The organism is Psychrobacter alimentarius (genome assembly GCF_001606025.1).
Taxonomy (GTDB): domain Bacteria; phylum Pseudomonadota; class Gammaproteobacteria; order Pseudomonadales; family Moraxellaceae; genus Psychrobacter; species Psychrobacter alimentarius.
Map to the genome: position 1 here is coordinate 443,068 of NZ_CP014945.1, position 13,606 is coordinate 456,673.

11 protein-coding genes are annotated in these 13,606 nt (G+C 43.8%); 10 read left to right on the plus strand and 1 reads right to left on the minus strand.

The features are described from left to right. Positions 1-46 precede the first annotated feature (46 nt). Positions 47-1,348 (minus strand): glutamate-5-semialdehyde dehydrogenase, encoded by a 1,302-nt coding sequence (locus tag A3K91_RS01880; RefSeq protein ID WP_062843766.1) that lies wholly within the window; start codon positions 1,346-1,348, stop codon positions 47-49. Between the two features lie 425 nt (positions 1,349-1,773). On the opposite strand from A3K91_RS01880, the gene A3K91_RS01885 reads away from it, so the two are divergent. The 10 genes from A3K91_RS01885 (at position 1,774) to A3K91_RS01930 (ending at position 13,575) form a co-directional block, all read left to right on the plus strand. Beyond that, positions 1,774-2,091, plus strand: a complete 318-nt coding sequence (locus A3K91_RS01885) for a hypothetical protein (RefSeq protein WP_062843767.1) — start codon at positions 1,774-1,776, stop codon at positions 2,089-2,091. A gap of 323 nt (positions 2,092-2,414) precedes the next feature. Then, positions 2,415-3,212, plus strand: a complete 798-nt coding sequence (locus A3K91_RS01890; RefSeq protein WP_062843768.1) for an ABC transporter ATP-binding protein — start codon at positions 2,415-2,417, stop codon at positions 3,210-3,212. Positions 3,213-3,533: 321 nt separating this feature from the next. After that, entirely contained in the window at positions 3,534-4,334 is an 801-nt protein-coding gene (locus A3K91_RS01895; protein ID WP_179288327.1) for a transporter substrate-binding domain-containing protein, read from the plus strand. Positions 4,335-4,384: 50 nt separating this feature from the next. Continuing rightward, complete coding sequence (locus A3K91_RS01900) at positions 4,385-5,344, plus strand: transporter substrate-binding domain-containing protein (protein ID WP_062843770.1); 960 nt, start codon at positions 4,385-4,387, stop codon at positions 5,342-5,344. Between the two features lie 256 nt (positions 5,345-5,600). Next, complete coding sequence (locus A3K91_RS01905; RefSeq protein ID WP_167541804.1) at positions 5,601-6,407, plus strand: ABC transporter substrate-binding protein; 807 nt, start codon at positions 5,601-5,603, stop codon at positions 6,405-6,407. 430 nt (positions 6,408-6,837) lie between these two features. After that, a complete protein-coding gene (locus A3K91_RS01910; RefSeq protein ID WP_062843771.1) occupies positions 6,838-7,572 on the plus strand; it encodes an ABC transporter permease in 735 nt (244 codons plus the stop codon). A 12-nt stretch (positions 7,573-7,584) separates the two neighbouring features. Continuing rightward, positions 7,585-8,310 carry an ABC transporter permease gene (locus tag A3K91_RS01915; RefSeq protein ID WP_062843772.1) on the plus strand — a complete coding sequence of 242 codons (726 nt, stop codon included), beginning with the start codon at positions 7,585-7,587 and terminating at the stop codon, positions 8,308-8,310. A gap of 200 nt (positions 8,311-8,510) precedes the next feature. Next, on the plus strand, positions 8,511-9,227 hold the full coding sequence (locus A3K91_RS01920; protein ID WP_084387223.1) for a fumarylacetoacetate hydrolase family protein: 717 nt from the start codon (positions 8,511-8,513) through the stop codon (positions 9,225-9,227). 386 nt (positions 9,228-9,613) lie between these two features. Further along, entirely contained in the window at positions 9,614-11,836 is a 2,223-nt protein-coding gene (locus tag A3K91_RS01925) for a PhoX family protein (protein ID WP_062843773.1), read from the plus strand. A 224-nt stretch (positions 11,837-12,060) separates the two neighbouring features. Then, positions 12,061-13,575 carry a PGAP1-like alpha/beta domain-containing protein gene (locus A3K91_RS01930; RefSeq protein ID WP_062843774.1) on the plus strand — a complete coding sequence of 505 codons (1,515 nt, stop codon included), beginning with the start codon at positions 12,061-12,063 and terminating at the stop codon, positions 13,573-13,575. The last annotated feature ends 31 nt before the right edge of the window (positions 13,576-13,606 follow it).

The window sequence follows — 13,606 nt, forward strand, 5'->3', positions numbered from 1 at the left end:
TAAACGCTATATGGTAGGTTACTAGCCAAATGACAGCGGCAATAGATTAAGCCCGCGTCTCACCATGACCGTAAACAATCCATTTTTGTGATGTGAGCCCCTCAAGACCAACAGGGCCACGAGCATGGATTTTGTCAGTTGAAATGCCAATCTCTGCACCCAATCCGTACTCAAAACCATCCGCGAAACGGCTAGAAGCATTGATCATCACGCTTGCAGAGTCCACTTCACGAATGAAGCGCTGAGACTTGGTATAGTTGTCAGTAATAATGACATCCGTATGATGACTGCCATGAGTATTAATGTGCTCAATGGCCTCATCAATACCTGATACGACTTTGACAGCCAAGATAGGCGCTAAGTATTCCGTGTCCCAATCTTCGGCAGTCGCTGCCGATAAATGACCTTTTAGGGCGGCATTGTCATTTAAAATGGCTTGGGATTTGTCGTCAAGGCGCAGTTGCATGACATCATCAGCCGCAATAATCGCTTCAGCAATTTTTGGCAATAGGTCATCGGCAACTGACTCATCAACCAACAGCGTCTCCATGGTATTACAAGTACCATAGCGGTGCGTTTTTGCATTGACGCTAACCTTGATAGCGATTTGGGCATCTGCATCACTATCGATAAAGGTATGGCAGTTACCATCTAAATGCTTAATGACAGGCACACGCGCGTCACGGCTGATACGTTCAATCAGACCTTTACCACCACGTGGTACGATAACGTCGACATAATCAGTCATGGTAATCAACTCACCAACCGCCGCGCGGTCGGTCGTTTGCAAGACTTGCACAATGTGCTCAGACAGACCGACTTTTTGTAGGCCTTCCAAGATACACTTGGCAATCGCTTGGTTTGATTCAAACGCTTCTGAACCGCCTCGTAAAATAATGGCGTTGCCCGATTTTAGTGCCAGTGATGCTGCCTCTAACGTCACATTAGGACGCGACTCATAGATCATACCAACCACGCCAAGTGGCACGCGCATTTTTCCCAAATGAATTCCTGATGGCTGATAAGTCATGTCAGTAACTTCACCAATAGGGTCTGGTAACGCCGCCACATCCTTTAAACCTTGGAGCATTCCATCAAAACGCGCGTCGTTTAGTTCAAGACGATCAAGTAACGCGGCATCTAAATCGTTACTTTGACCCTTATCCATATCAATTTTATTGGCAGATAAGATATCTTGTTTCGCCTCTTTTAACACATCGTGAATCGCCATTAGTGCTGAGTTTTTGTCACCCGTATTGGCAGCAGCGAGCGCATGTGAAGCAGCTCGGGCCTGTTTGCCAACAGATTGCATATAAGTGGTCACGTCTGTGGTATTCGCTTGGCTCATAAATTATTTTCCTTATATAGTGATTGGTATTTTGAATATAAAAAAGTGCCCAAAGGCAAAAATGTAACAAAAAGAAGATTCGGATGCCTATAAGACATTATGCTATTTAACATAGAGGAGATTGGCACGATAGTAAAGATGGTTTTGTGAACAACCGCCTCTCATAGGAGGTAATTATTCTCCTTTTTACACTTATCTTATCCGTTTTGTCTTTGACTTCCCTATGATGTCACAATATAGGCAATATCCGTTGCATCGTTACGAGCCTTAACAGAACTGAGGTGTAACTACTAAGGTAGCCTTGAATAATCATGAGTATAGTTAGGAACTAATACAACGAGAGAAAGCTATTAATCGCTACTCGTAAAGTAATTAACAATGAAATATCAGTGATAAGTATCAATGATTACGAATGGAGAATAAAAATGGTTATTAAAAATAGCAGTAGCAAAAAAAGCTGGTTAACGGTTGGACTGGTCGCAGCAGCCTTAACCTTAGGCGCTTGTGGTAAAAAAGACGAGGCGCCAATGGAAACAGACTCATCTGTTGATGCTCAAACCACAGTAGAAGATGAAGCCACTGGCGTTGCGACAGCAAGTGATGATGTGGCTGTCGCTAGTGCCAATGAGACCAGCACAGATGATGTGGCGGTGGCAAGCGCCAACGATGAAGTCACTGTAGGTGCTGATGACAAAGAAATGCTCGATGGCACTGAAGATTCAGAGCATGTTTCGACCTACTAAGCCATCGCTCAGATAACGTCACGTCTAGTAGATTTAAATGATAAAATGAAGCTCAAAGCTGTCAATACAGTTTAGGCTTTTTTTGTTTTGGTTGCTTAAGGAGGCGTATGTGTTTCGTTGACTGACCGAGCTTACACAAGATTTGCCTTTTTACCGCTGAATAAGAGACAATATGACATTTTACTTTTTATCTTGTCAGTCATAGCGGTATTGCCATAATGCTATGGTTGACAGTTATACTATATAAGACAAATCTGTATACGACATATCTGTCTCTTTTTTATTGACGTTTTCATTCATATTTATTGGAAGTCTGTTAAACCATGCTTGATACTGCAAAAAATCCGACTCGGCCTATCGCCTTAGATTTACAAGACGTCCATAAAAGCTACGGCTCACTCGCAGTGCTGAAAGGGGTGTCACTCACTGCATACGATGGTGATGTTATCTCTATTTTGGGCTCATCTGGCTCAGGCAAATCCACTTTGCTGCGCTGCATCAATTTGCTCGAAAAGCCGAATCAAGGTCGTATTATTATCGGTAATGACGAGCTGATTTTGAAACCTGCCAAATCAGGCGAATTGCAAGCAGCAGACATAAAACAGTTAGAGAGCTTGCGTGCTCGGGTCGGGTTTGTCTTTCAGAACTTTAACTTATGGCCGCATAAAACGATTTTGCAAAATATCATTGAAGGGCCAACGCAAGTCCTAAAAATCAAAAAAGCCCAAGCCATTAGTGACGCAGAAAAACTGCTCGATAAAGTGGGTCTATTGGATAAAAAAGACGCTTATCCAGCGAACCTATCTGGTGGTCAACGCCAGCGTGTGGCCATCGCTCGAGCGCTCGCCATGCAGCCCCAAGTGCTCTTGTTTGATGAGCCGACCTCGGCGCTAGACCCTGAGCTGGTCAACGAAGTGCTGGCTGTCATGCGAGAGTTGGCAGAAGAAGGCCGTACCATGCTCATCGTCACTCATGAGATGCGTTTTGCTCGAGAAGTATCCAGCAAAGTCGTTTTCTTACATCAAGGCGTGATTGAAGAGATTGGCACGCCTGAGCAAGTGTTTGATAATCCTACCTCTGAGCGTGTCAAAGACTTTATGGCGTCGCATCGTCAGAACTAGTCTTATACTCAAAGAACCAGTATTCAAAAACACCAGTATTCAAAAACATAGGATGATAAAGATTTTATCATCCTAACGTCTTATAGAACCCGTCAATAAATACTTCATAAGTCGTACTCACTGTTTATTACACTTTAATGACAGTTGGTATGCAAAATGTTTGTTTTTGATATTTGAGTCAGGTATTATCAGAAAGCTTACCGACAGCCAGTCATAGTAGGCTTCGGTATATTCTACGCTCTATATTGCTTGTCTGGCAGGGACGTCAGAAAACAAAATATCAGAACCTCGTATTAAAACCCATCAGAATTTAAGGAATATATGATGTCGAATTCTCGCCTATTGTGGTCATCGATGACTATTACCGCCGCGTTGATGCTGAGTGCTTGTAGTCAACCCGCTAATGATGCTACGGATGCCAGCGCTGATCCAGCGGCAGCAGACACGTCTGGCAAGACCATTCGTATTGCTACCGAGGGCGCTTACCCTCCTTTTAACTATACCAATGCTGATGGCAGCTTGGCAGGTTATGATATAGACGTCGCCAACGCTTTGTGTGATCAGATGCAAGCCAAGTGTGAAATCGTTGCTCAAGATTGGGATGGTATTATTCCTGGTCTGCTGGCACAAAAATATGACGCGGTTGTGGCTGGCATGTCGATTACGCCTGAACGCCAAGAAAAGGTGGATTTTACCGAACCTTACTTCGCCAACACTATGGTTTGGTTGACCAGTACCGACGGCAAATTTGATCCTATGGCGATTAGTAATTTGACGCTTGGCGGTCAACGCTCAACCACGCCTGGTGCGTATCTGCAAGACAACTATGAAGGCAAAAACGGTAATACCGTGCAGTTGTATGACAATTATGACAATGCTTATCTAGATCTGAAGTCTGGTCGTAGTGATGCCGTATTGGCAGAAAAAGTATCTGCAAAATCATGGTTGGCAGACAACCCTGAAGGCTTCGGTATTGTTGGCGATGAAATCGACAACGACGATAATATTGCCATTGCTGTTCGTAAAGGTGATGCCCTCAGAGACGACTTTAATAAAGCGCTCAGTGAAATCCGTAGTAATGGTGAACTGGCACGTCTTGAGCAAGCAAACTTTGGTCAATAACTCTCTATTGGTCCATAATCTTCTGATTGAAAAATGAAGGAATAGCAAACATGACAATCTCTATGACATCGTCTCTAAAACATAAGTCTCTAAAGAGCAAGGCGTTTTGGCTGGCACCACTCAGTGCTGCGATATTAATGCTGGCAGGCTGTAACAACAGCTCAGCTCCAGAAGAGGGTGCTGCTGCTGATACGCAAGCTGATGCGCCGTTGAATATAAAAATAGCCACCGAATCAAGCTATAAACCATTTAGCTATACAGATGCTGATGGCAAATTGATTGGCTACGAAATCGAGCTGGTTGACGCTCTGTGTGCGCAGATGCAGGCAAAGTGTGATGTTATTTCTCAAGATTGGGATGGCTTGATTCCAGGACTAAACGCACAGAAATTTGATGCTGTTATCGCTGGTATGACCATCACTCCTGAACGTCAAGAAGTCGTAGAATTCAGCGACCCGTATTTTCATACCGGCATTATTTTGATCGGTAAAAAAGGTGATGACGTCAGTGTGGCAGATTTAAAAGGTCAGCCTATCGCTTCACAGCGTTCAACTGTTGCTTCACAATACTTGCAAGATGAGCATGCTGATGCTGATATCAAGCTTTATGATACCCAAGATAATGCGTATCTGGATCTGACATCAGGTCGTGTACGTGCCATGATGTCTGATAAAGTCACAGGTATGGACTGGTTGAAAACTGATGCTGGTAAAGATTATGAAATAAAAGGCCAAGAAATCATTACTGACCAAGATGCGATGGGCATTGCGTTCCGTAAAGGTGATCCACTGATTGCTAAGTTCAACAAAGCTTTGGCTGAGCTAAAAGAAAAAGGGACTTACGATCAAATCACAGGTAGCTATTTTGGCACCAGCTCAACTGCCGCTGCACAAAAGGCAGCCGCAACGGCAGGCGTAGAAAAAGCAGTAGTGGTTGAAGGGGACGACACCAATGTTGATGCTAATGCTGTTATCGCTAATGAAGAGCAAGCAGAAGCAGCGACCAATTAATATCGCAGCCTTTAAACAAAGTGTCTTTTATCGAAGTATCTTTTTATCAAAGCAACTTTAAATGATGAGCAGATCTGGCAATGCGTACATCGCATTGCCATTTTATAATGTGAAGCGTTATTTTTATTGGTAAATATCAAGGATGATCATGAGCGTTCATTTTGACCACTATTCTATGACCAAAAAATCTGTAACCAAAAAAGCAGCCGTTGCTACAGGTATAAAGGCACGACATTTACCTTTGTCGTTAGCCACAATGATGTTGGTATTCGCTTTGATAGGTTGCGGTAATGGTCGAAATGATACGACTGATACAGCGACTCAGGATAAAGCAGCATCAGGCGACGTATTGCGTATCGCTACCGAAGGCGCGTATGCACCTTTTAACTATACCAATTCTGATGGCACGCTTGGCGGTTTTGATGTCGATATTGCCAATGCGTTATGTGCTGATATGAACATGACTTGTGATATCACGTCACAAGATTGGGACGGTATCATTCCTGGTCTAAAAGCGGGTAAGTACGATGCGATTGTGGCTGCCATGTCAGTGACACCTGAGCGCGCGCAACAAGTGAGTTTTACAGAACCGTATTTTAGTAACACACTGGTTTTTTTGGCCAAAAAAGACAGTAGTTTTGATCCTAGCAAGAGTGAAGACATCAATTCGCACTCTATTGCTGCTCAGCGCTCAACCATCTCTTCACAATGGCTTGAAAAGGCGTACCCAAAAGCGGAAATGAAGCTTTATGATACCCTAAGTAATGCGTTTTTGGATTTGGGCTCAAATCGGGTCGATGCGATGGTTTCTGATAAGTTGCCAGCGTTAGAGTGGCTGGGCACCAAATCAGGCAGTGCTTATGCGCTCAAAGGTGAAGAGATCGATATCAATGATAATTTTGCCATTGCTGTACGTCCAAACGATGCATTACAAGCGAAGCTCAATCAGGCATTGGCCAATATCAAGGCTGATGGCACCTATGATAAAATCCATCAAAAGTATTTTGCGATTCCAAAAACAAGTGCAGCAGAAAATACAGCGACAGAAAAACCTGCTGAATAGGTAATAGCCGTCTTGTACCAAGACAATGAGTACGCTGCTACCTATATCTGTTTTAAAAAAGATATTGTCTCAAAGGCAGTATCTTTTTTTATGGGTCATCAAAACGCTTCGATTCTGCCGTAATGACGGCTTGATTTTTGTGAATATGACGGATTCAACTCACTTTTAGGTGCATAAGTACCTATTTAGACATAGCTTTTACGCGTGAGTATTAACATAGCGCGTAGTGATTATGATAAAATCAGCGCTCATTTCTACCGTGTCAATTTTCGCAGCAGTCATCGTATTGATTTGACGTCAATTTATGACGCATAAGACCACCATGTGATGGGTTTTAAAATACGACTGTCAGCAGCGCTCAGCCATTGATGCTGATTCTTTTAACTCATATTTTGCAAATTGCTAATATAAAGAGACTGAGTGGATAATTGTGTTTGATTTACAAGGATTTGGCGCGCTATTACTAAGCGGCGCTACCGTCACCATCAAACTTGCCGTGACCAGTTTGGTCATTGGTATGGTTTTGGGACTACTCGGTGCCACAGCTAAGCTGTCAAATATTTGGCTGCTGCGTAAGATTGCGACTGTCTATACGGCGACAATGCGCGGTATTCCAGAGCTGTTATTGGTACTGTTTATCTATTATGGCGGCTCTATACTGCTGATGACACTGCTTAAAAAATTCGGCTATAACGAATATATCGAGATCAGTGCATTCTGGGGCGGCGTCATGGCGTTGTCTATTGCTTTTGGTGCTTATGCGACCGAAATTTTTCGTATGTCAATTCAAGAGATTCCGATAGGGCAGAGTGAGGCGGCGCAAGCGATTGGTATGCGTCCTTTGCAAACGTTTTATCGTATTACTTTACCGCAAGTGTGGCAGATTGCCTTACCGGGTTTGGGTAACTTGTTTTTGGTATTGTTAAAAGATACGGCATTGGTATCGGTCGTGGGTCTAAAAGACATTATGTATCAGTCATCGCGTGCCGCTCAGTCAACGCAGCAGCCATTTACGTTTTATATGGCAGCCGCGATTATTTATTTGGGTTTGACCATGTTGATTACCGGTTTTATGATGTGGCTTGAGTGGCGCGCCAATCCAGCGGCACGCTATGCCAAAAAAATAAGCCGTCAATCAACTCACAGTCAATCGACCATAGGATAGAGGAGAAATACTATGGATTGGAATTGGCAGGTCATTTTCGATAATATTCCTGAGCTGTTGAATGGCGCGGTTTTGACCGTACAGCTGGTCGTGCTTTCAGGCGTGATTGGACTGTTTTTCGGTTTGGTTTTGGCACAGCTGCGTCTGTCAAAAAACTGGTTGGTACAGATACTACCGTTTTCTTACATCTTCTTTTTCCGTGGCACACCGCTACTGGTACAGATATTTTTAATTTACTATGGTTTGGGTCAGTTTGAAGCCGTACGTAATTCGTTCTTATGGGAGCCTGTGCTGAGCCAAGCGTATTGGTGTGCCATTATTGCGTTCACCATGAATACCAGTGCGTACTTAGCCGAAATCATTCGCGGTGCAATTCAGACGATTCCTGTTGGTGAGCTAGAAGCTGCTGATGCTATTGGTATGTCAAAATGGCAGAAGCTTACGCGCATCACGTTACCTCGCGCCTTTGGTATCGTGATTCCTGCCTATAGTAACGAAGTGGTTTTTATGCTTAAGGGCAGCGCGCTGGCATCTACCATTGCATTGATGGATATTACAGGGGTTGCTCGTACTATTAGTGCGCGTACTTATACCTTGATGGAGTTGTTCTTTGCGGCTGGCGTGATTTATCTTCTATTGTCGTGGGTCATATTATTTAGTTTTAGATTGTTTGAAAAAAGAATGAATCGCCATGCAAGCTATGTACCGCCAGATGTAATTACCAATACCATACCTTAGTGGTTTGGCTCAAAATAGTATTAAAAAACACACGAAATAGCGGGTTAATATTCATATATTAACCCGCTATTTTTTCGTTGGATGGCCACTTATTTTGTTTTTAGGACTATCTTTAAAATGAAGACAAGCTCTAGAAAAATAGTGACAGATAGTGCAGTATGTATGACCCACTTATCTATAATCTGCTGTGAGCGCCTAATATGAGTCAATCACCACATATGTCTTTAGTCGATGCCATTACTGATAACGTCAATGCTGATACGAGCACTACCAATGTCAATGACAACGTACGTGCCTCTATTGGCAAAGTAGTCTGCGTTGGTCGCAACTATGCCGAGCATGCTCGCGAACTTGGTAATGAAGTCCCAAAATCGCCTATATTTTTTATGAAACCTGCCTCTTCAGTCGTCAGTGTACGTCATGATATTGTTCGCCCCAATCCTGAGATATATGGTGACACGCATTATGAAGCGGAGCTTTGTATTCAACTGTCAGCGGATTTGTCTGCTGCAACTGCTGAGCAAGCAAAGCAAGCGATTGGTGGAGTGACGTTAGGGCTTGATTTAACCTTACGTGACCTGCAAAGTAAGCTAAAAGAAAAAGGTCATCCGTGGGAGCGTGCTAAGTGTTTTGATGGGGCGTGCGTGCTTGCTGATTGGCTCAAGCCAGAATCTTTTGGTGATTTTAGTCAAGTAAATTACCAACTCACTATCAATGACAAGCTGGCGCAAGATGGCGATAGTGCGATGATGCTGTTTTCAGTTTATGAGCTACTGGCAGAGATTAGCCACGCTTTTAGCTTGCAGGCAGGGGATGTGATTATGACTGGAACGCCAAGCGGCGTTGGTATTTTACAAGCGAATGATAAATTAAAATTAACGCTTGGGGCGCACGAATGGCAGGTAAATGTTCGCTAAGTTGGTTGTATCAGAACTGCGTTATCTTTTTGGTATAAATACATCCTATAGTCAGTTCGACATACAATCGATACGTTGAGGTTACGTGCGACTGGTATGAATTTTTCGTAGCCTCTGTGTTAGCACCAAGCAAGGAAAATTTATACCAGTTGCACTGTTTCGATTTTAAAGTCAATCGACTATATAAAAGTCCCAAGTGATTACTTGAGGATTTTTTTATGTCAAAATTTTAGCCATCTAGCATATTTCGATAGAATCATCATAAAATTTCAACGTACTGTCACAAACCAGCAGTAAACTTGGACGTAATTCGTACTTTAGCGGTCAAAAATTTTAGCCGCATTTATCTTTTTACGCCAATCCAGCCAACTGCAAGGTGACTGATAATGACATTGTTAAATAAAGAGCTAGAACTCGCGCACGAAATCGTTGAAGATTCAAATCCTACCAATAACACTGATTTTCAGACCATTATCAATCGTCGTCTGAATCGCCGTAGTATTTTAAAAGGCGGTACAGGATTGACTGCAGCCGCATTTTTTGGGGCGCTACCTTTGGTGGGTTGTAGCGATGATGACGATAACAGCCGTCCTATTGTAGAAAATGGCAATGATGCAGCCATTCCTGCTCAAGGTGACTTAAAACGCCCTGAAACGTTAAAGTTCAAAGCAGTAGCTCACTCAACTGCCGAGACAATGACGGTAGCAGACGGTTATAAAGCAGAAATCATATTGCCACTTGGCACACCACTGATGCCTGGGATTGAGGATTGGAAAGACAATCGTGAGCAATCAGCTGAGTCCTTTGAATGGCGCATGGGCGACAATCATGATGGTATGTGGTTTTTTGGCAAAAAAGGCAACGCATATGATGCCAAGGCCGCAGAAAGTGGTCTGCTGGTAATGAATCATGAATATGTGAACAGTGAAGAGTTGAGCCCATTTGGTTATTACGTCACTCAAGATAAAGATGCCGCGCCTTTATTTCAAAGCCGTCGTCTTGCCAGTGATATCCGCCGAGAGGTCAACTGTCACGGAGTAGCAGTGGTTGAGATGATTCGCCGTGCAGACGGCAAAGGCTATGAGATGGTACCAACGTCAAAATACAATCGCCGTATTACCAGCAGTACGACTTCGCAGTTGGCTGGCCCCGTGGCTGGATCTGATTTGGTAAAGACCAAGTTCGATCCAACAGGGTATCAAACTCGCGGTATCAACAATAATTGCGGCGCAGGGTTGTCACCTTGGGGCACATACCTCACCACAGAAGAAAACTTCTTAGGTGTGTTCGCACGTGGGCAAGATGCCAGTCAATTAAGCGCTGGACACAACTATGGTCGTGAGCGTTATGGGGCATCAGAAAACTCTCCAGGCTCTAGATATTTATGGCATACCCCTGACGCAAAAGACGCCATCATACCAGATGAGTTTTCACGCTGGGATATGACGGCAGTTGGTACAAATGCCACTGAAGATCACCGTAATGGCTTTAATACTTTTGGCTATATCACAGAGATTGATCCTTTTGACCCAAAATCTATGCCACAAAAGCGCACAGCGATGGGACGTTTTGCTCATGAAAACTGTGCCTATGCGCCCGTGGAACAAGGCAAGCCCGTCGTTTTTTATATGGGTGATGATGCCCGAGGCGAATATATCTATAAGTTTGTCTCAAAAGCTGTGTGGTCGAACAATGACATTGGTGGCGGCTTAAAAGCAGGCGATAAATATCTGAATGACGGCACACTATATGTGGCTATTTTCAATGAAGATGGTAGTGGTGAATGGAAAGCCTTGATTCATGGTCAAAATGGCTTAGATACGTCTAATAGTGAGCTGCCTTTTAGTGGACAAGATGAGGTATTGATTTTTGCCCGCGCAGCAGCTGATGTGGTTGGTGCCACTAAGATGGATCGACCTGAATGGGTGTCAGTCAGTCCGATGACAGGCGAGGTATATGTGACCTTGACCAATAACACCAATCGCGGCGTCAAAGATGACCAACCACTTTCTGCTTCTAATCCACGCAGCTATAACGTTGATGGTAAACTCAGGGGTAATGAAAATGGTCACATCATTCGCTGGGCAGAAGCAGGCGGCGATCATACAGCGATGAGTTTTGAGTGGGATATTTATCTGTTTGCCACACCTTATGATCTGGCTGCAGAAAATTTGTCACAGTTAAATGATAGCAATGATTTGTCATCTCCCGATGGTTTGTACTTCGATCCACGCGGTGTGTTGTGGATTCAGACAGATGATGGCGCTTACACCGATACCACCAGCTGTATGTTGCTGGCAGCGTTGCCTGGTAAAGTCAGTGATGGAACCGCCATAACGACGTCGGCAGGACAACAAACACGAGTTGGAATGCCTGCTAGTAATGATAATATCAAACGTTTCTTTGTCGGTCCCGAAGGCTGCGAAGTGACAGGTATTACCATGACGCCAGACTTCAAAACCCTCTTTATCAATATCCAGCATCCAGGTAATAGTTGGGGAGCCATCACAGGTGGTACGATTCCGCGCTCAGCCACGGTAATGATTACTCGTGATGATGGAGATGTTATCTTGGCAGAGTCCTTTGATACAGCAGAAAATGTGGCTTAAATATCTAAGCGATTAAAAATCTAAGCGCTTATAAATAAGTGGCGAACGAAAAGAGTAGTCTTTGCTCAAACCACCAAAAATCCCAAGTTAAGGCCTGGGATTTTTTGTTTTTTGTGATTATCCCTTTGATAATAAACCACTTACCGATCAAATCATTCGCTTTTATTTCATGCGTTTAAAGGATAGTATAGGCAACTATTCTCTTTATTGAATGTGCCAACGTCATGAATGCTACGAGCAGTCCAGATTTATTCTATGATAACCGTACTAATCGAAATAGTAGTAACAGCGATGCCAACCTCGATATCGATGCGTATACGGATGCAAGTCAGGCGTTTGAAACCCATTCAAATCCAGATACCAGCGTGCCTTTACACAGCGATTTGTACGAGCAAATCGACCAGTTAGAAGCCATTGATGTCGATGAGCTGCTTAAGTTACTGGCAGATGAAGGTGATGAGACAACCACCCAATATGTTACGTTGGCTGATTTTTTTGAAGGCTTAGCACAGCTTGCGACGATGGGTGTGGTTGAGATTACTGATATTGTGGAAGCCATCCACCGTGAAGTCATTTTACGCCCTTTGGGCCTTTTTAATGAAAAATATCTCAATAGCTGGCAGCGCGGTATCACTGGACGTATATACGGTACGATACGCCATATTGTACTATTGGTGGGCAATAATCTGGCCTCAGTGCTGCGCTTATACAAAAATAACGTACGCCAAAAAACGGCACAGCCACTGCCTGATGCCTTAAAAAAATTGGTACATGTGCTCAATGGTGTCATGGGCGACCATCTTGTGACGCATAAAAATGTCCTTGCTGTACCTATGAAGCTATACGATAGAGAGGGTAAGCTGCAAAGCAATACTCTATCAGGTCGTGTCACTATTTTATGTCATGGCTTGTGTATGAGTCATTTGAGCTGGCAATCACAAGACGACCATATTGGCTTGGGTGATGCCATCGCTAAGAGTCAACCAGAAACGACGGTCTTATACCTTGATTATAATACAGGGCGGCGTATCTCGCGTAGCGGTCGTCAGTTTTCGCAATTATTACAAAACTTGGTCGATGACAATCCCAATATCAGTCAGATAGATTTGGTTGGTCATAGCATGGGCGGTTTGGTTTCGCGCAGTGCGCTGTTTTATGCCGAGCAAGAGCATTTAGATTGGATCATGCGCGTCGGTAATCTGATCACGCTAGGCTCACCGCATCATGGTGCTGTGCTTGAACGTATTGGCAATCATGTGCAAGACATCATTGCCAAGCTGCCGTTTGCAGGGTCACTTGCCAAGCTTGGAGATATGCGTAGTGCGGGCATTATTGATCTGCGTCATGGCAGTATTCGAGATGCTGACTGGAATGCACTAGAAGGTCGTAGCGTACTGCCACAAGATTTTCGCCATCCTGCACGCTTGCCAAGTGGTATCAAAACCTATTTTGCTGCCAGTGCTTTGATTGAAACGCATTATGATTCTAAGATGACGAGCTTATTGGGTGATGGTTTGGTCTCAGTGGCATCAGCGCTTGGGGAAGATGATGTCGAGCATGCGTTGTTTGTGCCAGATGGACACAAAGCGGTATTTTATGGCGTGAGTCACATGAACTTAATTAACAGTAGACGGGTTCGTGAGCAAGTAGTGGAGTGGCTCTTGGACAATGGTCACAGTGATTATGCGGACAGACCGCGAATATACTCTTATCCAAAAAGTTTGGCGCTCGCGTTGTAAAAGACGAATCTTATTATATCTAAGAAACTTA